This is a genomic window from Filimonas lacunae (assembly GCF_002355595.1).
In the GTDB taxonomy this organism is placed as follows: domain Bacteria; phylum Bacteroidota; class Bacteroidia; order Chitinophagales; family Chitinophagaceae; genus Filimonas; species Filimonas lacunae.
The window spans coordinates 5992197-6018172 of sequence record NZ_AP017422.1 but is presented as its reverse complement, the minus strand read 5'-3'; the positions used below and the strand labels follow the sequence as shown (position 1 = coordinate 6018172).

General features: G+C 44.3%; 18 protein-coding genes. 10 read left to right on the top strand and 8 right to left on the bottom strand.

The genetic code is table 11. The features are described from left to right. Positions 1-106: 106 nt before the first annotated feature. Both FLA_RS23650 and FLA_RS23645 read left to right on the top strand, forming a co-directional pair. Positions 107-3085, top strand: coding sequence for a glycoside hydrolase family 2 protein (locus FLA_RS23650; RefSeq protein WP_076374991.1), 2979 nt, complete (start codon positions 107-109; stop codon positions 3083-3085). 80 nt (positions 3086-3165) lie between these two features. Beyond that, positions 3166-4593: an arylsulfatase gene (locus tag FLA_RS23645; protein ID WP_076374989.1), complete on the top strand. Its 1428-nt coding sequence runs from the start codon at positions 3166-3168 to the stop codon at positions 4591-4593. A gap of 89 nt (positions 4594-4682) precedes the next feature. On the opposite strand, the gene FLA_RS23640 is transcribed toward FLA_RS23645, so the two are convergent. The 3 genes from FLA_RS23640 to FLA_RS23630 all read right to left on the bottom strand — a co-directional run bounded on the left by FLA_RS23640 (position 4683) and on the right by FLA_RS23630 (position 6773). After that, positions 4683-5798, bottom strand: coding sequence for a bifunctional methionine sulfoxide reductase B/A protein (locus FLA_RS23640; RefSeq protein ID WP_197705823.1), 1116 nt, complete (start codon positions 5796-5798; stop codon positions 4683-4685). Positions 5799-5885: 87 nt separating this feature from the next. After that, a complete protein-coding gene (locus FLA_RS23635; RefSeq protein WP_076374987.1) occupies positions 5886-6164 on the bottom strand; it encodes an anti-sigma factor family protein in 279 nt (92 codons plus the stop codon). A gap of 12 nt (positions 6165-6176) precedes the next feature. Beyond that, on the bottom strand, positions 6177-6773 hold the full coding sequence (locus FLA_RS23630) for a sigma-70 family RNA polymerase sigma factor (RefSeq protein ID WP_084205977.1): 597 nt from the start codon (positions 6771-6773) through the stop codon (positions 6177-6179). Positions 6774-6970: 197 nt separating this feature from the next. On the opposite strand from FLA_RS23630, the gene FLA_RS23625 reads away from it, so the two are divergent. Next, positions 6971-7717 (top strand): superoxide dismutase, encoded by a 747-nt coding sequence (locus FLA_RS23625; RefSeq protein WP_084205976.1) that lies wholly within the window; start codon positions 6971-6973, stop codon positions 7715-7717. Here the strand turns inward: FLA_RS23625 and FLA_RS23620 are convergent. Further along, positions 7698-8396 (bottom strand): DUF6250 domain-containing protein, encoded by a 699-nt coding sequence (locus FLA_RS23620; protein ID WP_197705822.1) that lies wholly within the window; start codon positions 8394-8396, stop codon positions 7698-7700. The two genes, FLA_RS23625 and FLA_RS23620, sit on opposite strands and share 20 nt — an antisense overlap. A gap of 22 nt (positions 8397-8418) precedes the next feature. Beyond that, positions 8419-10125: a polysaccharide lyase family protein gene (locus FLA_RS23615; protein WP_159445046.1), complete on the bottom strand. Its 1707-nt coding sequence runs from the start codon at positions 10123-10125 to the stop codon at positions 8419-8421. A gap of 121 nt (positions 10126-10246) precedes the next feature. Between FLA_RS23615 and FLA_RS23610 the strand changes: the two genes are divergently transcribed. Beyond that, positions 10247-12688 carry a glycoside hydrolase family 31 protein gene (locus tag FLA_RS23610; protein ID WP_076374985.1) on the top strand — a complete coding sequence of 814 codons (2442 nt, stop codon included), beginning with the start codon at positions 10247-10249 and terminating at the stop codon, positions 12686-12688. Positions 12689-12763: 75 nt separating this feature from the next. Continuing rightward, on the top strand, positions 12764-13114 hold the full coding sequence (locus FLA_RS23605) for a cupin domain-containing protein (RefSeq protein ID WP_076374983.1): 351 nt from the start codon (positions 12764-12766) through the stop codon (positions 13112-13114). Positions 13115-13182: 68 nt separating this feature from the next. Here the strand turns inward: FLA_RS23605 and FLA_RS23600 are convergent, their stop codons facing one another. After that, entirely contained in the window at positions 13183-15561 is a 2379-nt protein-coding gene (locus FLA_RS23600; protein WP_076374981.1) for a 3-hydroxyacyl-CoA dehydrogenase/enoyl-CoA hydratase family protein, read from the bottom strand. Positions 15562-15767: 206 nt separating this feature from the next. Here FLA_RS23600 and FLA_RS23595 point away from each other — a divergent pair, with 206 nt between their 5' ends. The 5 genes from FLA_RS23595 to FLA_RS23580 all read left to right on the top strand — a co-directional run bounded on the left by FLA_RS23595 (position 15768) and on the right by FLA_RS23580 (position 22917). After that, a complete protein-coding gene (locus tag FLA_RS23595) occupies positions 15768-16496 on the top strand; it encodes an AraC family transcriptional regulator (protein WP_076374979.1) in 729 nt (242 codons plus the stop codon). Positions 16497-16563: 67 nt separating this feature from the next. Beyond that, positions 16564-16929, top strand: coding sequence for a VOC family protein (locus tag FLA_RS23590; protein WP_076374977.1), 366 nt, complete (start codon positions 16564-16566; stop codon positions 16927-16929). A gap of 23 nt (positions 16930-16952) precedes the next feature. After that, positions 16953-17231, top strand: a complete 279-nt coding sequence (locus FLA_RS31255) for a hypothetical protein (RefSeq protein ID WP_144263940.1) — start codon at positions 16953-16955, stop codon at positions 17229-17231. 223 nt (positions 17232-17454) lie between these two features. Then, the gene (locus FLA_RS23585; RefSeq protein WP_076374975.1) at positions 17455-21831 is read left to right on the top strand and encodes a DUF6531 domain-containing protein; all 4377 of its coding nucleotides are present in this window, start codon (positions 17455-17457) and stop codon (positions 21829-21831) included. A gap of 6 nt (positions 21832-21837) precedes the next feature. Further along, positions 21838-22917, top strand: coding sequence for a YncE family protein (locus tag FLA_RS23580; RefSeq protein ID WP_076374973.1), 1080 nt, complete (start codon positions 21838-21840; stop codon positions 22915-22917). Positions 22918-22995: 78 nt separating this feature from the next. Here FLA_RS23580 and metG read toward each other — a convergent pair whose 3' ends face one another. After that, positions 22996-25140 carry a methionine--tRNA ligase gene (metG, locus tag FLA_RS23575; protein ID WP_076374971.1) on the bottom strand — a complete coding sequence of 715 codons (2145 nt, stop codon included), beginning with the start codon at positions 25138-25140 and terminating at the stop codon, positions 22996-22998. Positions 25141-25329: 189 nt separating this feature from the next. Then, positions 25330-25884, bottom strand: coding sequence for a fasciclin domain-containing protein (locus tag FLA_RS23570; protein ID WP_076374969.1), 555 nt, complete (start codon positions 25882-25884; stop codon positions 25330-25332). Between the last annotated feature and the right edge of the window lie 92 nt (positions 25885-25976).

The following is a 25976-nucleotide window of genomic DNA, read 5'->3' as shown; positions in this document are numbered from 1 at the left end:
AGTTATTCTATTAAATTGTGCTGATGTCTGATTTGTTGTGAATGGTTTTTACAACAAATCAGACATTGGCCTTTATAACCATTCCCTTGAACAAACCATGAAACCGATGAAATTACGATTATTGTTTTGCTGTATGCTGGCAGGCGTAATGCTGGCAAAGGCAGGCCAGCCCAAGCTGCCAGAAGTGGTGCGCGCCAAATTCAATTTTAACCCGGGTTGGGTAATGCAGGTGGGCGACAATACAGCCGCTGCTGCATTCGGCTTTGACGATAAAAGCTGGAAAGCCGTAACCTTACCACATGCTTTTAATGAAGATGATGCTTTTAAAAAGCCTATACAGGATTTAACTACCGGTATTGTATGGTATCGCAAACATTTTACTATTCCCAATAACCGCAAAGGCCAGAAAGTATTTTTAGAGTTTGAAGGCATTCGGCAGGCGGGTGAGTTTTACCTGAACGGTCAGTGGATTGGCCGTCATGAAAACGGCATCACGGCCTTTGGCTTTGACATTACCGATAGTGTAAAGTTTGGCGAAGAGAACGTGCTGGCAGTGCGCATTGATAACTCGTGGGATTACCATGAAAAAGAATCTAACAGCGGTTATCAGTGGAACGATAAAAACTTTTATGCCAACTACGGCGGCATCAATAAAAACGTATATCTGCACTTTATGCCTAAGATATACCAGACACTGCCTTTGTATTCTAACCTGCACACCAAAGGGGTGTATGTATATGCCAGCCAGTTTGATGTAAAAGACCGTTCTGCTTTAATCAACGTACAGTCGGAAATAAGAAATGAATCGGACAAGCAGGTGAACATCACTTATATCGTAACCATTGCAGATAAAGACGGCGCGGTGATCCGCTCGTTCAGAAGCATGGATAATCCTATTGGCCCGGGTGAAACCCGTATTGTAAATGCTTCGGGCCGGGCAGGTAGCCTGCATTTCTGGAGCTGGGGCTACGGTTATTTGTACCAGGTATATTCTGTGTTAATGATCAACGGCAAAACCGTAGACATTGTAAGAGTAAATACCGGCTTTCGCAAAACAGGCTTTTCCAACGGCGTGTTTCAGTTGAACGACAGGCCTATGCACTTAAAAGGCTATGCGCAACGTACTACCAACGAATGGCCTGCCATAGGAAATGCCGTACCTGCGTGGATGAGTGATCACAGCAATGGTCTGATGGTAGAAAGCGGTGCTAACCTGGTACGCTGGATGCACGTAACACCCTGGAAGCAGGACGTGGAGTCGTGCGACAGGATGGGCCTGATGGAAGCCATGCCTGCCGGTGATTCGGAAAAAGATGTGGATGGCCGCCGTTGGGAGCAACGCGTGGAAGTGATGCGCGACGCCATGATCTATAACAGGAACAACCCAAGCATTGTATTTTACGAGTGTGGCAATAAAGGTATCAGCGAAGAGCATATGAAGCAGATGAAAGAACTGCGCGACCAATGGGATCCCATGGGCGGCAGGGCTATCGGCTCACGCGAAATGTTACAAAAGAATACCGTGGCGGAGTATGGCGGTGAAATGCTGTACATTAATAAAAGCGCCGGCAAGCCATTATGGGCTATGGAATATTCCCGCGATGAGGGCTTGCGCAAATACTGGGATGAATTCTCCCCACCGTTTCATAAAGAAGGCGTAGGGCCATTGTATAAAGGACAACCTGCCAATGAATACAACCACAACCAGGATGCACATGCTATAGAAGATGTAACACGCTGGTACGACTTCTGGAAAGAAAGACCAGGCACAGGCAAAAGAGTAAACGCAGGTGCTGTAAATATCATCTTCTCTGAATCCAATACCCACTACCGTGGCGAATCTAATTACCGCACCAGCGGTGAAGTAGATGCCATGCGTATTCCTAAAGACGGATTCTATGCGCACCAGGCCATGTGGGATGGATGGGTAGATGATCTTACACCACATATACACATATTAGGTCACTGGAATTATAGCGATAGCGTTACCAAAGACATTCATGTAGTGTCCAATGCCGACAGGGTAGAATTGTTTGTAAACGAAAGATCATATGGTTTTGCACAGCAAACCAGCCGCTTCCTGTATACTTTCAAACGGGTAAAATGGCAGCCTGGTGTAATACGTGCAGTAGGCTATACCTATAATAAAAAATCGTGTGAAACAGAACATGTAACTGCCGGAAGGCCTGTTGCGGTGAAGTTAACACCTATCACTGCGCCTAAAGGCTGGGTAGCCAATGGGGCTGATCTGGCGATGGTGCAGGTAGAGGTGGTAGATGAAAAAGGCAATCGTTGCCCTACGGCTTTAAATACGATACAGTTTGCTGTTGATGGCCCGGCTGAATGGCGCGGTGGTATTGCACAGGGGCCGGATAACTATATCCTGAGTAAGGAGCTGCCGGTAGAGTGTGGTGTAAACAGGGTGCTGCTGCGTTCTGCTACACAAGCAGGAGCCGTTACTATTAAAGCTACCTCTGGCAATTTAACGCCTGCTACTTTGCAGTTAACCACTTTACCTTTTGAGGTAAAAGAAGGCTTAGCCGTGCAGATGCCGGATGATGGATTAACCGGTTCTTTGAAAAAAGACAACAAGCCAGATGTAGAGCCTTATGTGGTGAACAGGCTGCCAATGATCATTGCGCGTGCTACAGCAGGTTGCAACCAGGATAAAGCAGCAGAGGCATTTGATGATGATGAAACTACCGACTGGTTCAGCAACGGTATAATGGATAGTTCGTGGATTGCTTTTGAAACAGAGTATATCAACACGTTCAATGCTATTACTTTAAAGCTTAACAATTTCAGAACCTGCTCTTATCCTATCCGCATACTGGTAGATAAAAAAGAAGTGTTCAAAGGCAATACCCCACGTGGCCTGGGCTACTTCACTATTGAATTTGCGGCTTACAGAGGTAAGAAAGTGAGGGTAGAGTTGTTATCTGCTGCTGATGTAAAAGGCGATAAAGGCACCGAAATGAACGGCAAAAAGCTGGGAGACGGTGTTGAACGCGAAGAACAGGATGGTAAAGCCCGTTTAAGTATTATAGAAGCTGAACTGTACGGCCCTTTAAACCAGGAACCGTAGATAATACAAACTAATAGGTAAACACTTATGGCTACGCAGACATAAGTGTTTATTTTAGTCCTCTGAATTGGTATAGTTATATGAAAAGATTACAGGTATTGTGTTTGGCTAGTTGTTTCTTCTGGCAAACACAGGTGCAGGCCCAACAGGCTGACAAAAAGCCCAATATCATTTTTATTTTAGCAGATGATCTGGGAATAGGGGATGTGGGCTGTTATGGTCAGCAAAAAATTAAAACTCCTAACATTGATGCGCTGGCTAAAGAAGGGATGCAGTTTACACAGGCTTATGCAGGCACTGCTGTATGCGCCCCTTCCCGCGCCAGTTTATTAACAGGTATGCACACCGGCCATACGCCGGTGCGTGGTAATAAAGGCATGAAGCCGGAAGGACAGTTTCCTTTACCGGATTCTTCTATTACCATTACCGCTTTATTGCAGAAGAATGGTTACGAAACAGGCACCTTTGGTAAATGGGGCTTAGGTTATCCGGGTTCCACTGGTGAGCCTACTAAAAAAGGCGTAGACCAGTTTTATGGTTATAACTGTCAAACACTGGCCCATAACTATTATCCCGATCACTTATGGGATAATACCAATCGTGTAGAGTTACCCGGTAATGTAAAAAATGATTCTGCCTATTCTGGCGATTTAATACACCAGCATGCCTTGCAATTTTTAAAGCAACAGCATGGTGAAAAGCCTTTCTTCCTGTTCTTGCCTTATACTTTACCACATGCTGCTTTATATGGTCCGCATGATAGTATTTACCAGTATTATGTAAAGCAGTTTAACGAACCGGATGCCCAGCCTTCTGCCAAAGCCCCTCACGACGATTATCGTTTTGAACCGCAGGCACATGCTGCCTTTGCTGCTATGGTTGCCCGCTTCGATGCATACGTAGGTCAAATTGTGGCACAGGTAAAAGCACAGGGCCTGGAAAAGAACACGCTGATTATATTCACCAGCGATAATGGCCCGCATAAAGAAGGCGGCGCTGATCCGGATTTCTTTAACAGCAATGGCCCTTACAAAGGCATTAAGCGCGATTTGTACGAAGGTGGTATCCGCGAACCCTTCCTTGCTTACTGGCCGGGCACTATTAAAGCTGGCAGCAAGAATACCACACCAACAGCCTTCTGGGATATGTATCCCACGTTTGCTGAGCTGGCCGGTGTAAAGGATATCAACAAGGTAGATGGCATTTCTATCACCCCTTTATTCAAAGGAAAGAAACTGGCTGCACCACATGAATATTTCTATTGGGAGTTTCATGAGTTTGGTGGAAGACAAGCGGTATTGTATGGCAAATGGAAAGGTATTCGTTTGAATGTAAACAAAAACGATGATGCGCCTATTGAGCTATATGATATCAGCAAAGACCCGGGTGAAGAACATAATATAGCTGCGGAACATGCAGATATTGTAGAAAAGATAAAGAGCTTTATGAAGGAAGCGCACAAACCAGATAATAACTGGCCTTTGCTGGCGTGGGAGTTATCGAGATAAGTATAGTACTATATAATTGGATATAATAAAACGGCCCGTATATACGGGCCGTTCTGCTATTGGGGGTATTACTCAACCATTCTACACAACTACTGGTTCACTTTCTTTAATCTATTCTTGAATAGCTTTTCAAACTTCTCCACTTTAGGACGTACTACCATGCGGCAATAACCTTGTTCGGGGTTTTGCTCGTAATAGTTCTGATGGTAGTCTTCGGCCTTATAAAACTTGTCGAAGGCGGTTACTTCTGTTACAACAGGTGAATCATATACATGCTCCTGGTTAAGGGCGGTTATAATTTCACGGGCTTTTTGTTCCTGCTCGGCATTGCGGTAATAGATCACAGAACGATATTGTGTACCTACGTCAGCACCTTGTCTGTTCAGCGTGGTAGGATCGTGTACGGTAAAGAACACTTTCAGTATTTCATCTACCGAGGTTTTTGTTTTATCATACGTGATCTGCACTACTTCTGCATGGCCGGTGGTGCCGGTACATACTGCTTTGTAAGTAGGGTTAGGAGTGGGGCCACCAGAGTAACCACTTTCCACTTTAATAACGCCATCCAGTTGTTCATACACCGCTTCTACACACCAGAAGCAACCACCACCTAAAGTAATCGTATCTATGTTGCTGGTAGTGCCTGCTGCATTATTGCTGCTATCAGTAGCAACAGGTGCACCTGCAGGCGCAAACTCCAGCGATACAGAGTTTACACAATAGCGCTGGCCGGTTTCGGTAGGGCCATCATCAAAAATATGTCCCAGGTGGCCTCCACATTTTGCACACAGAATTTCTACGCGGTGCATGCCCAGGGTGTTGTCTTCTTTCTGAATGATTTTACCACCGGCTATTTCCTTGTCAAAGCTGGGCCAGCCGCAATGCGAATCAAACTTCATATCATCGGTAAACAACTCATTGCCACAGGCTGCACATTTGTACACGCCTTTTTCTTTATTCATTAACAGTTTACCGGTAAAAGGTCGTTCGGTGCCTTTCTGGCGCAGTATATAATATTGTTCAGGAGTTAATTGTTCTTTCCACTCCTGTTCGGTTTTGTGAATAGTGGTATTGTTGTCTGTTTTCATACTAGTTTCTTTGTTGTTTAAGTTATTGGCCGTGGTTTGTGCACAGCCGGTAATCACCTGGGTTATCAATAGCATCACTGCTAACATGCGTGTGGGCCATCCGGTCTGTTGTATCATTCGAGTAGTTTTTTGATTACAACTATATAGACGCAGTACAATCAATAACCTTACAAAGTTGAGAAAGAAAAAATAATGCCGCGCAAATTAGTTGTCCAGGTTATTCAACTGTTGCTGCATTTTTTCTTTAGCAGATGCAGAGAGGGTAAAAGGTGGCTGCTGTTGCAGGTGTTGGTGCATGTTTTCGCTTAGGGTGTTCATGCGCCGCATCTGACGTATAAAACGGCGGCATACATGGCAATACAGCAAATGAAAGAATAGTTTCCATTTTTCTGCACGGCTTATTTTGCCTTCTTCCTTTTTCATAGCAAGAAGGGTAGCCTGCTGGCAGCTGGGAATAGTATTGTTAACGGGATATTGCTGCATGCGTTCTATTCTTTATTTGACAAACCAGTTTTTTTCAAGGCAACTGCGCATCAGCACCTTAGCCCGGTGAATAATCACCCAGTAATTAGACGGGGTAATGTTAAAATCCTTACAAATTGTATCGGAATCTTCATTTTCCAGGAAGCGGGCGGTGAACACCGGCACCAGCTTAGCCGGCATTTTATGAATACAGTATTGCAGTATCCGGTAAAATTCGCTGCGGTTAACGGCAGTGTCAGCATCTTCTTTCCAAAGTTGGGGCGTGGCGTTGGATTGCCAGTGGCCATTCTCTTTAAAAAACGAATTGCTAAAGCTTTGACCTGTATCATCAATGTATTCTGTTACGTTTTTCAGCACATCCTTTTTACGGTAGTGGTCTATTATTTTGTTGTTAAGGATGGCGGTAAGCCAGGTTTTTTCGGAGCTGTCGCTTCTAAAACTGTCTTTGGCTTTAATAGCGGAAATAAAGGTTTCCTGAACAAGATCTTCTGCTGTTTCCTTATTGCCTACCTTTAGCATCGCTACCGAAAACAGGTAATCGCCATATTGCGAAACCCATTGAGCAGGCATCAGTTGCGATGGATTGGTATTTTTGTTGCTGTTATTCAATGATACGGGGAGAGTGGTCTTTTTTCAAAAATAGAGTTTTTGTATATAATTTCAGAGACGGGGTAGTAGAACGGGCTATCATAAGGTAATTAATTGTAAAAAAAAGCCTGGTGACCGAAGAAGCTTTTCGAATAGCTTAATTTTGAATAAGTTACAACTTTACAATGTTCTAATAAAATAAAACCACTGGTAACTTTATGGAAACAAATGCAACCAATCGCAGGGAGTTTTTGAAAAAAGCCGGAATGGCTGGTGTGGCAACAGGGTTATCTTTTACAGTACTTTCTTCTTACGCAAAAGGATTTGCGCCGCTGGCAGCGGATATCACTTACAAGCAGCAGCCTTTACCGTATGCTTACAACGCATTAGAACCGGTAATTGACGCCATGACTATGGAGCTGCACTATTCCAAACACGGAGCGGCCTATGCTAAAAGCCTGGGCGAAGCGGTGCAAGCCGAGACAGTAGATACCAATAAAGTATCTCTGGAAGCTTTATTGGGTAATATTTCTAAGTATTCTACCAAAATGCGCAACAACGCCGGCGGTCAGTTTAACCATGAAATGTTCTGGAAAAGCATGGCGGCCCCTTCTTCCACCACCAAACCTTCGGGCAAACTGTTACAGGCTATTGAAAAAGACTTTAACTCATTTGATGCATTTAAAACTCAGTTTACCGATGCGGGTAAAAACCGTTTTGGTAGTGGCTGGGCCTGGCTGGTAGTGGGTAAAGATCACAAGCTGGTAATTGGTTCTACCGCCAACCAAGACAATCCGTTAATGGATGTGAGTGACCTGAAAGGTAAACCACTGTTAGGCCTGGATGTGTGGGAGCACGCTTATTACTTAAAGTATCAAAATCGTCGCCCCGACTACATTAACGCATGGTGGAATGTAGTAAACTGGAACGTGATTGAAGAACGTTTTACGGCAGCGCATAAATAACCAGGTTGTCTATTGCCTGCCTGGATTTGGTAGAGCGAAAGCCAAAATAACCTGAACGCAACGGTGTTGGATCGGTGTAGGAAAAATAACAAACTCCATCGATCCAAAAACTGGTTGTGCCATCCTTCACTATCGTTTTTACATGATAGGTTTTGTTCGCTTCCAATAAATGTGGGGCATCTGTATATTCCTTTAATAAAGTACGCGCGCCATTTCCTTCATATTTTCTAAACCGGGTGGTTGAATTGGTATTACCGCCCATACCTACATAATATAACTGCAACGAATCGTAACGCTCCAACACGCCATTGCGGGTAAACAGGTTGGCATTGTGTGGATCTGTTGCCGCCCAAAACTGGTTGAGGTCAGATGTTCGGTCATTGGCACCACTGTCCTGTAGCACGGTTCTGTCATACTCAATTACATAATCACCACTTAACGGAGTAGTAAACCATACGGTTACACCGCCTTTGGTATCCAGTATCAATTGTCCCTGTTTTACATAAACTTTAGAATTGGGCTGAGGGGCTATTTCGGCTTTCCAGCGGGTAGTGTCTAATTGCCTGGTAAAGTTGTCTTTATACAATAATGTGCCTTCCGCTTCTGCCCCTTGTGCCTGGGCATGTGAGGTAAAAAAGCCTATAGTGCATACAACCAGTAATATCATCTTGTGTAGCATAGTAATTGTTTTAAGGCAGCGTTTATTCTGCTTCCAGTTTAATAGCATCATACATAATACCACCACCATTTTTAACATCGGGTAATTGCAAGGTGATGATATTGTTACCTTTTTGTAACAGGCTGCCATCAAAAGGTATTTCCAGCAATTGATAATAACCGCCGGCAACGGCACTACGGTATACGCTGGCATCATTACCTGGTTTATAGGTTTTTACGGTTTGCCCGTTTACCAACACCTGCAGGGTAGGGTTTTTAGCAGCGCCTGCTATGGCTATAGTTAATAAAGCAGGTTTAGTGTAGCTGGTATTGCTGGTAAAATGAATGTACCAGTTGCCGGGTTTGGTTTGTGCATAGTACCAATCGGTGGCTTCCTTACTTTGGCCTATGGTAAAATGCAGACTATCGGGCACCTGGTCAAAGATGCCATACTCGCGCGGATGATCGCTGAATCGAAAGCCACGTGTGGTTCTGTCTGCAATACCCAACTGCCACAATATTTTGCCGTGGTTGGCGGGTTGCCATGCAAGCACACCGATAGCAGTGGTTTTATTTGCGCTTACCGTAATGTTGGCCTTACTAAAGCTGGCGGTTTGATTGGCGCCGTAGGCATATAAAGTATAGCTGCCTGCGCGAACATGTGGTATGGTAAAAAAGCCTTTGGCATCTGTTCGTACTGCGTAAATGTAACCGCTGGTTTGTGCCTGCCAGTCGTAACCAGGTGCAGCCAGTATCATATGTGTGTTAGCAGCGGGTTGATTGTTCAATAGTAATGTGCCGGTTACCGTGCCCCTTTGCAACGGATAGTCTGGTGTTTGCATCCATTGGTAAGGCCATTGGGCTATTTCCTGCTGTGCCTGTTGTTTAGCGTTGGTCCATATAGCATTGATATCGCTGCCTTCGTTGGTGTATAGTAGAAAAGGGCCATCTGTTTTTTGCCAGTCACCTGTAATTACATCATCGCTTTTACGCTTGTCACTTAAAAAGTGGCCGCAGTTAAACATACAAATAAGGTAAGGGGTGGAGTGTACATTCTGGTATTGTTTGGTAGGGCCGCCGTTCAGGTATTCGTGGCTGGCCTGTATCACAAACAGGCCCAGGTTCGATGCGGTGCCGGCCATGCCATGCACGTAGCGGTCTTCAATGTAATCGGCATAGTTGTATTTAGTATACACAGTGCCATCGGGCAGGCGGTAGGTCCAGTCCTGTATTTTATTAGCATCACTGAACGAAGACATGGCAGGCATGGGGCCTTGTATGCTGTCGCGCACCAGGTGATAGTTAAACAGGCTTTCGTTGGCGCTGATGCCCCAGCGGGTTTGGCCGTAAATGCCTGCGGAATCGCCCGCTTTATGGCTTTGGGTTAAATAACAGTACACACCGGAAACACCAGGCCGGATGATATAATGCAGGCTATAATGAAAATGGTTGTCGGCTTCGTGGTCAAAGGCTATTTCTATTAAGGAATCTGTTTTACGCACCAGTGAATAGGTGGTGGGCGACATAGAAAAGCCCGGCCCCAGCAAATAACCCCTGCCTTTTTTGCCCAGCAAGCTTACTCCTTTATGGTTTACAATACTGGTAAGGTCGGCATTGGTAGTATTAAAGCTAAAAGCAGCCAGGTTGTTTTGTAAAGTAACGGTATTGCCGTTTTCTGTTACTGATAGCTGGGCATGGGCTGCAAGCTGCGTCAGTAACAGGCTGAGGGTAAAAATAAGGATCCTGTTCATAGTCCACCAAATATCTATAGTTTTTGACAAAAACCATCCTGTAGCTACAGGATAGTAGTTAAATACTGTTTTGTTACATTGCATACCATTTTATTCAAAAGATTTTAAAACGTTCGATTGCATGTATAGAATTGTTGTTTGGGCAATTGCATTGTTGAGTGTGGTTGCCTTACAGGCGCAACAGAATGTGGGGACTTATAAAGAAACCTATACCTGGCAGTACAATACCCTGATTTTTCCTGCTACACGTGGTGTAATGAAGCTGGAATTTTGTACGCCCGGCATGTTTCGGGTGCGTTATAGTTTTGATGGCACTTTTAAGGCCAACGAGTCGTACATGGTAGTTAATTACCAATGGAAGCAGGTGAGTGCTACAGTAACCGAAAGGCGGGATCGTTTTGTGATCACTACCAGTGAAATAAAAGTGGAAGTGCAGAAAGCTGATTTGCGGGTAAGTGTGTCGTTGAAAGACGGTAAACTGCTGATGGCAGATAAAGAGGTCAGCGCTTATAAAAATGGAGATACCGTAGGAAGCATAAAACAATTGCAACCAGATGAGCATGTGTTTGGTTTTGGCGAACGCATGGACTTTTTAGACAGAAGAAGTAAACATCTCAGGCTGAATGTAGGCAGGGGACAAGGCTTGCCACACGAGATAGGCGCTTACAACATACTGGAAGCGAACTATTCACCAGTGCCGTTTTTTATCAGCACTAAGGGGTATGGTTTATTCCTGCACAATGCCTATGCCTCTGAGTGGGATATGGGCGCAGCCAAAGCAGGTGAATACAGCTTTAAAGCAGAAGGCGGCGAGCTGGACTACTACTTTATCTACGGCCCCACTTTCAGTAATATATTAAACAGCTATACGGCTTTAACCGGCAAAACGCCATTGCTGCCTCGCTTTGCTTTTGGTTTGCATGTGGGCACCTATTCCGGCGGCACCTGGGGCCACGAAGAATTGACCAGTGATGCGTATGTCATTGAACTGGCGCGCAAGCTTCGGGCAATGGGTATTCCGGTAGACCTGTTATGGCTGGACAGTACCTGGCGCATATTTGGTGAAGTGGGTGGAAAAGGCGCTACCTCTTTTGAATGGCGCGAAACGTTTACAGATCCTAAAGGGATGTTCGACAGCCTGTATGCCATGCATTATAATATGGTAGGTCTGCATTTACGTCCGCGATTTGATAATGGTAAAAAGCTCAAACTGCTGGATACTGCACAGCAATTGAAATACACCTATCCTGAAGAGAATTATGCAGGGGAGTTTGTAAACTTCTTTGATACCACAGCGGTAGACTGGTGGTGGAATCACGGCGTGAAAAGAGTAGCATCTTTAGGCGCTAAATTTTTAAAAACCGATGAGGGTAGCGCTTTTGGTGCAATGGCAAATGATAATGAAAAAATAGGCCCTACCGGTAAGCATATTAATGAGCTGCACAACCTGTTTCCGGTGGCTTATGCCAAAGGTGCTTATGAGCAGTTTCAGAAATATAATGGCATCAGGGGCTTGAACCAAACGCGTGAGGGCTTTGCGGGCATACAGCGTTACCCGTTTATTTTCGCGGGAGACTGGCCAAGTGAGTGGCAGTATTTTGCGCCTGTTATTAAAGCAGGTTTGAATATTGGTATTTCCGGTGTGGGGCAATGGTCGCATTGTATGGGCGGCTTTGAACACCAGGCCGATCCGGAGCTATATATCCGTTGGGTACAGTTTGGTATGTTTAGCCCGGTGTCAATGGTGTTTGGTATGGATCATCCGGGTTATAAAGAGCCGTGGAATTATGGCGATAACGCGTTACGCAACTTTAAAAAATACGATTCATTGCGTTATCAGCTATTGCCTTATATCTATAGCAGCGCCTGGCAAAACTATGTAACCGGCATGCCTTTAATGCGCGCATTGGTGCTACAATACCAAAATGATGAAAATGTATATGAAATCTCCGATGAATATATGTTTGGCGATAACCTGTTGGTTTGTCCTGTTACTACCAAAGGCGCACAAACACGTAGCATCTATTTGCCGGAAGGTGACTGGTTCAATTACTGGACAGGTAAAGCTTACAAGGGGAAACAATATGTGCATGTAGTAACACCGCTGGATACTATTCCTTTATTTGTGAAAGCAGGCGCTATCATTCCATCACAACCGGCTATGTTGTATTGCGATGAAAAAGCGGTGGACGAAATAACGCTGGATATATATCCTGGGGCTAATGGCGGTTATACGCTGTATGAAGATGATGGCAAGAGCCAGGCATATAAAAATGGCCAGTACGCTGTTACTGCTATCAGCACCACCTGGACAAACGCCAACGTTAGCGTACAAGTGAAAAAGCCGGAAGGAAAGTTTGCGCCAGCTACGCATAACTACCTGGTTAAACTGCATGCCGCCAAAAAGCCGGTAAATGTATCAGAAAATAAAGCAGGTGTGTTGGCTTCTACCAGCAATGCTTTATCAAAAGGCAACTGGTATTACAACGAAACAGAACAAATATTGTATATTAGAACCAAGTCTGTTAATACGGCTACTATTAACATAGAAGCCGGTTTTTAATAAATAAGCAAACATTGAACCTAATAAGGGGCGGGTCTTTTGGCCGGGCCCCTTTTGTTTAAAAAATAGAAAAGTATGAGTAATAATACAAACAAGCAGGTGTTTATAGAAGATAGCACCATCGGCTGGGAAGTAACAGGTGAGGGCGTAAAACGCAAAATCATGAGTTACGATGAAAGGGTGATGCTGGTAAAAGTGGTGTTTCAAAAAGGAGCTATAGGTACTTTGCATCATCATTATCATACACAAATAACCCATATTGATAGTGGTGTGTTTGAAGTGGAAGTGGATGGTGTAAAAAAGGTACTGAACGCAGGCGATGCTTTTTATATTCCACCTAATGCGGTGCATGGAGTGGTATGTTTGGAAGCGGGCATGCTGGTGGATATTTTCAGTCCTATGCGGGAAGATTTTATTCAGCAATAACTACATAAAAAAGCCGCCCTTATGTGTATGGGGCGGCTTCCGGTTCTCTCATGTGTATTCGCAAATACTTAGTTCCTGACAGGCCTTCCGGTTTTCAATACACCTTGTATCCTTTCCAGTGTTTTTCTTTCACCGGATAAGCTTAAAAATGCCTCTCTTTCCAGGTCCAGTAAATATTGTTCACTTACCAGGCTTTGTTCGCTTAAATCACCTCCGCACATCACATAGGCCAGTTTACGGGCTACCAGTGCATCGTGATCGGTGGCATAGTTGGCACGCCACATACCGTTAATGCCGGCATATAAGGCGCCTAAAGCCGAACGGCCTAATACTTTTACATCTTTTCTTTGAATAGGGGTTTGATAACCACTGTCGTACAGCTCAATAACGCTGCGTTTTGCTTCGGCAATTCTTCTTGCCTGGTTCATTATCACTTCATCATGACCTTTGCGTAAAATACCCATTTCAAAACCTTCATGGGCCGAAGTAGCCACCTTGGCTGTAGCAATCGAAAGGAATCTGTTCTTGAGGGTGATGGTTTCCGGTTCATCTTCGTGCATCTCATCAGCAGCCCGAAGGGTAAACTCTTTAGTTCCACCACCTCCGGGTATTAAACCTACACCCAATTCTACTAAACCAATATAGGTTTCGGCAGAGGCGCAGATTTTATCGGCATGCAAATTCATTTCGCAACCACCTCCAAGGGTAAGTCCGTGTGGAGCTACCACTACAGGTACAGAAGAATAACGTACACGCATCATGGTGTTCTGAAACTGGCGAATAGCCATGTCCAGCTCGTCATATTCCTGCTCCACGGCAAACATAAATATCATACCTACGTTGGCGCCAGCACTAAAGTTTGCACCGTCGTTGGCTATAACAAGACCTTTGAATTTCTCTTCTGCCAGGGCAATACTTTTGTTCACAGCTTCCAGCACTTCCCCGCCAATAGTGTTCATTTTAGTGTTCCATTGCAGTGCTGCTACGCCATCCCCTATATCAAACAGGGAGGCATTGCCGTTTTTCCATACTGTTTTCTCTTTATAGTTGTTGAGTATGATAAATGATTCGCCACCAGGTAGCGGTTTGTAGGCTTTGGTAGCCATATCATAATACAAGCGCTTGCCGGCTTCTACTTTATAAAAGGTGTTGATGCCAGAGTGCAGCATGTCTTTTACCCACTCCGCTACAGTGTAGCCGGCTGTTTCCATTTTATTAACAGTATCAGCCACACCTAACACATCCCAGCTTTCAAATGCGCCTATTTCCCAGCCAAAACCTGCTTCCATGGCATCGTCCAGGCGGTACAACTCGTCACTTATTTCAGGAATGCGGTGTGATATATAAGAGAACAGGGCATAGTGGAAATGACGCAGGAATTCTGCGGCCTTATCCTGTCCTGCTACTAATAATTTCAGGCGTTGCTTCAGGCTGTCGATAGGCTTAGCCGTTTCTACCGATGCAAATTTTGGTTTCTTACGGGCTTCGTATTCCAGCGTTTGCAGGTTCAGCACCAGTATTTCTTTTTCACCACCAGCACCTTTGGTTTTCTTGAAGAAACCCTGGCCGGTTTTATCGCCTAACCATTTGTTTTCTACCAGTTTTTCCAGCCAGGTGGGAATGGCAAATACGGCTTTGGCTTCATCGTTAGGGCAATTAGCGCCTACGCCTTTGGCCACATTTACCAGAGTGTCTATACCAACAACATCGGCTGTGCGAAAGGTGGCCGATTTAGGGCGGCCAATTAACGGACCAGTAAGGGCTTCTACCTCATCAATGCTCAGGCCCAGCTTTTCCATGCTGTTAAAGATGCTCATAATGCCAAACACGCCAATACGGTTGGCTATGAAGGCAGGGGTGTCTTTAGCCAGTACGGTGGTTTTACCCAGGAACAGATCGCCGTAATGCATCAGAAAATCAACTACTTCCTGGTCGGTATCCTTGGTAGGAATGATTTCCAGCAGGCGCAGGTAACGCGGCGGGTTAAAAAAGTGTGTGCCGCAAAAGTGCTTTTTAAAGTCTTCACTACGGCCTTCACTTAGCATATGAATGGGAATACCCGAAGTATTGGAAGTGATAAGAGCGCCTGGTTTGCGATATTGTTCTACCTTTTGGTAGAGCGATTGCTTAATGTCCAGGCGTTCTACCACTACTTCTATTACCCAATCGTACTGGGCAATTTGTGGGAGGTTGTCGTCGAAATTACCGGTGGTAATGTTTTTGACAACGTTTTTGTGGTATACGGGAGAGGGACTGCTTTTAATGGCGGCTTGCAGCGCGTCATTCACTATTTTGTTTCTCTCGGCTGGCTTGGTGCTTTCTACTGCTTCCTTGGGAACAATATCCAGTAAAAGTACCTGTACGCCTGTTCCGGCAAAATGACAAGCAATTCTCGACCCCATCACTCCACTTCCTAACACTGCTACTTTTTTGATCGTACGTTTCATGATCTGATGCGTTTAGAAAATTTCCCGACTAAATAGTTAGCTATGCAACTATTGTTACCGAAGATAAATAGCTTTTTTGATGTCTGGAGGACTGGCGACTGATTTTTTTGTTATAAAAAAGGGAATAAAACCGTTGGGGGAAAGGGGGAGATTTTAGAGAATTGTGTTGGCCATTGCTATTTTTTGTAATAGTTTCAGTGGGTTATATGTATACTGAATATCTGCCACATATTGCTTTACGCCCCTATATAGATGCTTACTGGAAGGTGGCTACGGGTAGTAATATTACCAGTGTTACCAGCCGGATATTGCCAGATGGGGCGGTGGATATTATTTGTAACCTGGGTTCTTCGGTTTCGGATGCCGGGACAAAAGAAGTGATGACAGCAGATAAAGTGTATTTAAACGGTACCATGACGGCTTTTGCGGATAGTGTTTTGAGAGCCAACGCTTTATTAATAGGTGTCCGTTTTAAACCAGCTGCTTTTGCATTGTTTTATCAGTTGCCCCTACACGATACGGCGGATGGTTGTATAGAATTTGAACGCGATCTGTTGAATTGCCGGTTGGCGGAAGCTGGTTTTTCCCAAAGGTTGGATGCCTATTTTCTGGCAAGGAAGGCGCAGGAGCATCACCGGTTGTTGCCGGTCATTGCAGACATTATAATACATAAGGGTAATAAACGTATTGGCTTGCTGGCCAAAGCGCATTTTATCACCCCCCGTCAGCTGGAAAGGCAGTTTTTGCAATCCACCGGCATTAGCGCCAAGGCTTTTTCTAACGTGGTGCGGTTTGGGGCTGCCTTACAACACATCAGGCAGGTGGGCGAAAAAGTGAGTTTGGAAGAGATCGCTTTTCAATATGGATATTACGATCAGGCGCACCTGGCTAATGAGATTAAAAAGTACACCGGGCATTCTCCTTCTTATTATTGATTTTGTCGTTTTTTTCCAAGCGCTTCCAGGGGGCGCATTTTTACATTTGTGATTCAAAAACTGTTTTATGCTAGGATTAAGAACTGTTATTTATCGCGTAGGAGATATACAAAAAGCGAAAGAATGGTATGCCGCTGTGTTTTTGCAGCAACCTTATTTTGATGCGCCTTTTTATGTAGGCTTTAATATTGGTGGTTACGAATTGGGCCTGCAGCCCGACGAAACTGTTACAGGCGATAATGTGTTGGCCTATTGGGGTGTGAATAGTATGGACGAAGATTATCAGCGTGTATTAAGTTTGGGTGCAACCGTGCATGAAGCGCCGGCTAATGTAGGAGGGGAGATTGTGGTGGCCACTGTGAAAGATCCCTGGAATAATGTAATAGGCTTCATATATAATCCTACTTTTGGGCAAGAGCCAGCTGCGCATTAAAGCAGCTGGATTCAACCCGTCAAATGAACAAGCAAACCCTTGCTGCTACAATTGCGAATGTATCGCTGGTGCTTAGCAGTGTATCAATCGTATCCTGGTTTTTTCTTTACTTCGATATATGGGTTTCCGTACTTCAATGGCCTGGCTTTTTGGGGCCATTGGCAGCGTTGGTTAGTGCTATTGTAAGCTGGTGTGTGGCAGATACTCCACGTAGAAAAATGGCAATTTATTCTTCTTTGTTTTTAATAGCAGGGATGGTGATTTTTTTCTTTTGCTTGTTAAACGCATTGTCGTTTTGCTGATATGTGAAAGCTATTAGTGCCTGGTTATACAATTGTCAGGCTTTCAATAACTATGAGTGTTGTTTTAAATACATATATATAAGTTTTAAATTTTAAGGTTGCCTGCTGTCCTATGGCATAATTTGTGCACAACTACTGCACACCTGATCTGCTAACAAACAAATGATCAACCATTAAACCTGCATCCACAGATAATTAGCAACCAATTTAATCTGAGCGGGTTATGCCTATAGAAAATAAAGGATTTGCAGCTGCATTCAGCGAAAAGAAAGACGCCCTGGATCATTTGCAGGCTAAGATGGCAAGCATCATACCTGCCTTTCCTGGACAAAACGTAGCCAAGTATTTTGATCTTGCATTGGGCGTTGATTTTCATAGTACTGTATTACCACCTTCGCCTTTATTACCGGTTCCTCATATTGGGATGGTGTTTGATATTATGAGTGCTGTGATGAGCGCCATCGCTTCTGTATTGCCCGAGCCTCCCGCACCGCCAGAGCCTGCGGAGGGGGAAGAGCCGGTAGAACCTCCTGTAACAGTGTTGAGTGTAGCTTCTGCTGTTGTTAACGCCATGAAGCCCTCCGTAAAAGTGCATAACCAGTGGGTGGCCAATGCAGGAACAGGCATTCAGCATTTGCCTGCAATGATTGCGCATATTGCCCCGGTGGTATCACCCATGGCCTCTTCCGAAATGTGGATGGGCAGTTCTACAGTGCTGGCAGATGGAGGTCCTTGTTCTACCCAGTTTCATCCTGCCTTATCCTGTAATATTGTAGGTATCCCTTCCATTATGCGCCGTAATAAGCCGCCAAAGCCCAAGATGGCGTTGATGGCGCCTACTTCTATGCTGCTGATCATTACATCCGGTGGCGGGCCTGTAATGGCAGGTGGCCCGCCAACAATAGATCTGTTTCAGCTCATGTTTAAACTGGCTTTGAAGGGGTTAGGTAAAATGTGGAAAAAGGCAAGAGGGAAAGGAAAGGCCAAAGCGCCGGAAACCAAAAATCCACACCTGGGAGAAGGGCATCCGAAAGAGAAAAAAATATGTTTAACTGACCCTGTAGATGTAGTTACAGGCGAAGTGTTTAGTAGTAATGTTGATTTTGAATTGCCAGGGCCTATTCCTTTTACCTGGACAAGAACTTATTACAGCAATGCGGAGTGTGAAGGACCATTGGGTTATAACTGGCACCACAGCTATAACATGGGTATTTATGATATGGGTAATGAATGGTTTACGGTTCGCCTGCGCGATGGCCGTGAAGCTGCTATGCCTGCACTGGCTTTTGGCGATGCTTATTATAACAGGAAAGAGCAGTTATTATGGCAAAGAGAATATAACGGGTATGTTTTAGTGGATAGGGATAAGCTGATATACCGGTTTTCAGGAAACAGGAATAAAGAGGGATTTCAGATGCTGTCGGCAATAGAAACCTTAACTGGCTTTTGCATCCGGTTCTTTTATAGCGCATCCGGTGTGCTGTTGAAAATGGAGGATAGCAGTAACAGGATACTACATGTAGCAAGCGATGCTTTAGGGCGAATAGAAAGTGTGTATTCCGATGCTGTAGGATTAGGTAGGATCAATCATGTACAGTACCGTTATGATGAAGCTGGTAACCTGGTAGAAATAACCAATGCAACAGGAGGTTGTAAAACCTATTCCTATGCAGAACGCCTGCTTACAGGCATGGTTAGCTTTAGCGGTCACCGTTTTTATTGGGAATATGAAGGACGTGGAGATGACGCGCGTTGTGTACATGCCTGGGGCGATAATGGGGTAATGGAATACTGGTTTCAGTATGAAGATGGTAAAACGTTGAGCAGGAATAGTCTGGGACATATTACACAATACTATTACGATGTCCGTAACCTGGTGTATAAAGTAGTAGATGCCAATGGTGGCATTACCATGCAGGAATATAATGAGTTTGATGAATTAGAACTGGTAGTGAATCCGGAAGGGCTGAGCATTAAATATCAGTACAATGTCTGGGGCAAGATTATAAAATATATCAATGAAAACGGGGAAGCTACTGTTTACAAATATGACGACCAGTTAAATATGGTTGACTTTGTTACTCCCGCAGGCGCCAGTTATTCCAACGAATATGATGATAAAGGCCGGGTGATCAGCCGGTCTTATGCCAATGGGGTAGTATTGAATTATGAATATGCAGGGCCACTGTTAGAACGTGTAAGCGATAATCGTGGGCGTAGTTTTTGTTTCCGGTACGACGATCAGTATAATGTTACCCGTTTACAAATGCCCAATGGTACGCATTTGCATTGGGCATTTGATTCGCTGGGGCGACTGGAAATGGCAACCGATGCAGCAGGCAACAATACCTCTTATAAGTATGATGCGGCGGGTAATATGACAGGAGTACACCAGGCCGATGGTGTTAAACATTACCTGGAATACGATGCCGCAGGTAACATGATACATGCACGTGATAACAACGGGCATGAAGTATTTTATACATATGGATTTGGCGAGGTGCTTGTGGAAAGAAGACAGGACGATCATTTCATCCGGTTTAACTATGACACAGAGCAGCAACTGAAAAGTATAGCCAATGAGGGGGGAGAGTTATATAAGTATGGTTTTGATGCCGTAGGTAATGTAGTAAGTGAATGGGGCTTTGATGGTATAAACAGAAGGTATGTGCGGGATGGTGCTGGCAGGGTAACTAAAGTACTACGCCCTGGTGGACGCTGGACCAATTATCAGTACGATGGAGTGGGCAATGCAATTGGAGAAGAGCATTTTGATGGCAGCATGGCTGCTTACAGGTATAACAAGGACGGACGTTTGGTAGAAGCAGTCAATGATTGTTCCGTTGTTAGCCTGTTAAGAGACACAGCCGGGCGTATTGTAAAAGAGAAACAGGGCGTTTACGAGGTAGATAAGCAATATAATGAAGATGGTCAATGCGTATTTACCAGCAGTAATCTTGGTGCTGCTATAGAGCTGGGGTATACCAGTGAAGGCTTTTTGTCTGCGATGCAGGTAAAGCAACAGGGGCAGGAGTTATGGGGTGCCAGTTGGCAAAGGAATGATACCGGTTTGGAATTACTGCGTGAACTAACCGGGGGCATACAGGTGCGTACTGAGCGTGACAGGCTGGGAAGGGTAGAGCGCAGGCGTATTGGTGTGCATCATATCGAAGAAAGCAGTATGCGTTACGAGTGGGGGCGGGGCGATAAACTGAATAAAATAGTAAATGAGATCACGCATGCGAAGGCAGAATTTAACTACGATACATTTAACAATCTTGCCAGTGCCACCTATTCGCAAAACAATACATTAGAAACGATTTACCGGGTACCTGATAAAATAGGAAATATTTATAAAACTCCGCAGCGTAACGACAGGGTATATGCTAAAGGCGGCCAGCTCACCGAAGATGAGAAGCATTATTACTATTATGATGTAGAAGGCAATCTTTTGTTTAAAGAGTTTAAGCTGAATGCCAATTTGCATGCGGAAGACAAGCAGGCATTATTGCAGGAAGCAGAGTTGGCGAACAAAGGTTCCGGAACCGGCTGGTGGTATGTGTGGAATGCTAATGGCAGTTTAAATAAGGTGATAACGCCTGCTGGTAATGAAGTAGTTTTTTGTTATGATGCGTTGGGAAGAAGAATTGCTAAAAACTATAAAGGTATTGTTACGCGTTGGGTATGGGATGGAAATACGCCTTTGCATGAATGGAGCTATCAGGGGGAATATCCTCCTAAGGCTGTCATCAATGCGGCAGGTAAAGTAGTGGAAGAAGAGGAAGTTGCCGAAGAGGTAATTACCTGGGTGTTTGAAGGGGGAACTTTTGCGCCCTGCGCTAAAATAGATAAGGGTAAAACCTATAGCATTGTTACCGATTACCTGGGCACACCTACACATGCTTACGATAATGAAGGTAACAAAGTGTGGGAGCGTGAATTGGATTGTTACGGCAACCTGCTGCACGAAAAAGGGGAGAAAAACTTTATACCCTATCTTTATCAGGGGCAGTATATTGATGGCGAAACTGGCCTGGCCTATAACCGTTTCAGGTATTATAACCCCGAAACAGGCACTTATATCAGCCAGGATCCTATCAGGTTTGGAGGAAGAAAATTACAGCTATACCTGTATGTGCATGATGTAAATGTGGAAGTAGATCCTTCCGGTTTAATTATCTTACAACAGGTACCTTATGATAATCACCCGCTGTCAGATGCTATTATCGATTACAGGAATAATAACCCAGGGATCACTTCGGGTAGAAACGTGGCAGCGGCAGAATTGAATAACGGGGATGTGATTGTGAAATCGTCAGACGGTATTTACCACTCCGAAAAATATCTGTTGGATGAGTTGGATGCCCGTAATGCGATGAATGATGTGAAGCATTTGTATACAGAGCTGGAACCTTGTTCCGGTATAGGTATGCAAAACTGTATGGGTAAACTGGAAAGAGCACTGCCGCAAAACCAGGTGGTTATGTACAGTAATCCTTACCCGGTATCAGATGGTTCGGTTGCGAATAAGAAAGCGAGAAGAAAAGGTGTTTCAGAGAAGAAAAAAAGTGTAAAAGAGCATACAGGTTGTCCTAAATAGAGATATATGGAAAAAGCTTTTGGTATAGAATTAAATAGTCCGGTTTATAAAGTGATTCATCAGCAGCAACAGCACAAACTGTTGCTGCTTTCTGCAAATACTTTTTTTGAAGTAGATATTGCCGGCAGAAGCTGGAAGCAACATATAATAAAAGAGCTGGAGGTAATACTGGATATTACCTGGCAGGAAGGGCTGTATATTATTGCGGGCGTAGGAAACTTGCCAGTAATGTATGATGTTGCCAGTGAGAAGGTGTTAGGATTAATAGGTGAACCTGTTGGAGAAAAAAATGCGTACTCGGTAGTTACATTTATATACAATCGTTTGTATTGCGCCAATGTATACACGGATATGATTGAGGTGTGGGATATAGAGGCCAGGCGTAAGGAAACAGAGCTGGTAAGTGGCAATTTTGTAAAACAGCTGGTGTGGGATGCCGATGCGCAAACGTTAATAGTAGTGGCCTCAGATAGTGAAGATTCCGGATTTTTATTATTCAATGTTATTGACAAGGATAATCGTATTCATAGTCTGGATGTAATGCTGGAATGTTATTTCTCTGTGAGTAAGGTGGCATTCAGCAAAAACAAAAAGCAACTTTTCATTGCCGGTGGTTTTCCTCCTTTAAATGTGCAGATACACTCTTATCCCGGTCTTGACTATGAAAAAGAGTTTGTGTTGGCCGAAGATTATCCGAACGATACTTTTGGCAATGAAATAGGCTATTCATTTAATATAGATTTTCAGTTACTGGATAACCAGGAAATGATCTTTCCTTACAGCGGGGGAGATCTGTTTAAGATCAATTATGGTAATAATACTTTCCAGCGTATTTATTCAGATGAATACCAGTGGATATACTCCCGTGTACATGGCAATTACCTGGTAGCAGTGGCAGAAGAAGGCGTGGTATATTATTTCAATAATGAATGGGGCAGCAGTGCAGATGGAGGAGAGTATATAGGTAGTGGAACAGGTGTAAAACCGGATTTTGGAGAAGTAGAATTGAAGTTTCCGCTGGTACAGCGAAATGTGCTTGCTCCTGAAAATGAAGATGCAGATGAATTGGTAGAAGAGGTGCTTTAATGATACTTGTTATAAAACAAAAAGCCATCTTCTGTAAAAGAAGATGGCTTTGCTATTACGAGTTTGTTATAATGATCCTTAGCTTACACCTGCTCCGGGGTTGATCTTCTCTTCCGGATTAACAAAGTGCAGTTTGCCATTGGCGTCTTCTGCCATTAATATCATACCCTGGCTTTCAATACCACGCATTTTGCGGGGAGCCAGGTTGGCTACTACCACTACTTGTTTGCCAATAATTTGATCAGGCTGGTAGTGCATAGCAATACCAGACACGATAGTTCGGGTTCCAGTGCCCAGATCTACCGATAGTTTCAATAGCTTATCCGCTTTTTCTACCTTCTCGGCTGATACAATAGTGCCGGTTTTCAGTTCCAGCTTAGCAAAGTCGTCGTACTGGATCTCTGCTTTAGGAGCAGCTTCCGGTTTGGCGGCTTTTTCTGCTGGCTGGGCAGGAGCTGTAGCAGAAGTTGCTGCAGTAGCGGCTTGTTGCTTTTCTAACACTACTTTTAATTTATCTGTTTGTGCTGCTATTTCGCTGTCTTCTATTTTTCTGAACAGAATTTCCGGCGCACGTAAAGTGTAACCTACACTTAACAGTTTCAGGCTGCCGGCGTTTTCCCATTGCAGCATTTTATCTACCACCTTCATCATATGCAGCATTTTTTGTGCTGTAAATGGCAGGAAAGGATTGATAAACACCGCGAGGTTTGCTGTTAACTGTAATGACAGGTGCAAACTGTTGTCGATCAGTTTTTGCGCTTCAGGGTTTTCGGCCAGTTCTTTTACTTTAGCCCATGGCGCTTTTTCCTGTAGGTATTTGTTGCCTTTACGTGCCAGGTCAATCACTTCATTCTGCGCATCCCTGAATTTATATTGTTCAATTAAGGTTTCCACTTTCTCTTTGGTGGCCTTAATGTCTTCCATCAGTTCCTTGTCCTTATCGTCAACAAGGTCGTTATGGAAAGGAGGAACTTTGCCACCGCACAATTTGTGCATGAGCACGAAAGCGCGGTTTACGAAGTTGCCGAATATGTCAGATAACTCGCTGGTATAAGCTGTTTTAAAACCTTTCCAGGTAAATTCACTGTCCTTAGTTTCCGGAGCAATAGTGGTTAAATAATAACGGAGGGCATCTGCCATCTGGCCGCCGCCGTTTTCTTTTTTCACCCAGTCATTGATATAATCATCCATTTCAATGCTCCACCCGCGGCTGGTGCTCATTTTGTCGCCTTCCAGGTTCATGAACTCGTTGGCGGGCACATTGTCGGGTAGGATATTGCCGTGCAATTTCAGCATTACGGGGAAGATGATGCAATGGAATACAATGTTGTCTTTCCCGATAAAGTGAACCAGTTTGGTTTCTTTATCATTCCAGTATGGTTCCCAGTTTTTGCCGTTGTCCAGCGCCCATTGTTTGGTAGCGCTGATATAGCCAATGGGAGCATCAAACCATACATATAAAACTTTTCCATCAGCGCCTTCTACCGGTACCTTAATACCCCAGTCGAGGTCGCGCGTTACAGCACGTGGCTGCAGGCCGCCGTCAATCCAGCTTTTACACTGGCCAACTACGCTGGCGCGCCAGTCGTTACCATGTTCTTTAATGATCCACTCGCGTAAAAAATCTTCGTGACGGTTTAAAGGCAGGTACCAATGGGTAGTAGCCTTTTTAACCGGAGCGTTACCGCTAAGGGTGCTGATGGGGTTAATAAGCTCATCCGGACTTAACGAGGTTCCGCACTTTTCGCACTGATCGCCATACGCATTGGGATTAGCACAATTAGGGCAGGTGCCTTTAATATATCTGTCGGCGAGAAAGGTTTTGGCCTGCTCGTCGTAGTATTGTTCGGTTTCTTTGGTTTCCAGATCGCCGTTTTGGTGCAACACCTTAAAAAACTCCTGTGCAGTTTCGTGGTGAATAGGGGCGCTGGTGCGGTGATAAATATCGAAACTAATGCCCAGGTCGTCAAAGTTTTGTTTGATGATGGGATGGTATTTGTCGATAATGGCCTGGGCGGTAGTGCCTTCTTTCATGGCCTGTATAGGAATAGCGGTGCCGTGTTCGTCACTGCCGCAAATAAAAACTACATCTCTTTGCTGTGCCCGCAGGTAGCGCACGTAAATATCGGCGGGCAAATAAGCGCCTGCCAGGTGTCCGATATGTTTTAAGCCGTTCGCATACGGTAAAGCCGCTGTTATCAGGTATCTCTTTGGTTGATTCATCTTCGAATATTCTGTCGGACTGCAAAAGTACGTAATTGGCCGGGTTGAAGGGGAATTCTTATGGTTTTGAAAGGGTAAAGGCCTTTTATGACAGGCTTTTTACATCCAGGCAACAAAAAGGCGTTACAGTTGGCTACTGTAACGCCTTCGTACCGGAAACTACCGGGTAAATATAAATGCCGGTTGAGATTAGTGCATCAATACATGATCAATTACATGTATCACGCCATTGCTTTGATGAACATCTTTAATGGTAACCGTTGCCATACCGCCTTTTGCATCTTTCAGCATCAATTTGTCCCCTTTCATCCAGGCCCATAATTTACCGCCTTGCACAGTGGTAAACTCAGCTTTGCCATTTCCTTCTTTAATTTTTGCTGCTATGGCATTGCTGTCCCAGTTGCCTGCTACTACATGGTAAGTTAATACGCCTTGTAACATCGTTTTGTTTTCCGGCTTTAACAAGGTTTCTACTGTGCCTTTAGGTAGCATATCAAAAGCCTTGTTAGTGGGCGCAAACACGGTAAAGGGGCCGGCTCCTTCCAGCGTTTCTACTAAGCCTGCTGCCTTCACAGCTGCCACTAATGTGGTATGATCTTTTGAATTAACTGCGTTTTGGATAATGTTTTTAGAAGGGTACATAGCTGCACCACCTACCATCACTGTTTTTTCCTGCGCAATCGTTGTGTTGATGGTTACAATAGATAACATAGCCGCCAACATTAAAAATGTAATTTTTTTCATAAATGGTTTTTTATAAAGTATTCTTTGTTACGTTTAGTTACGAGTGGTAAACGTTGTTGGTTTGGAAGGGCTATAAATAAACATTTGTGAAG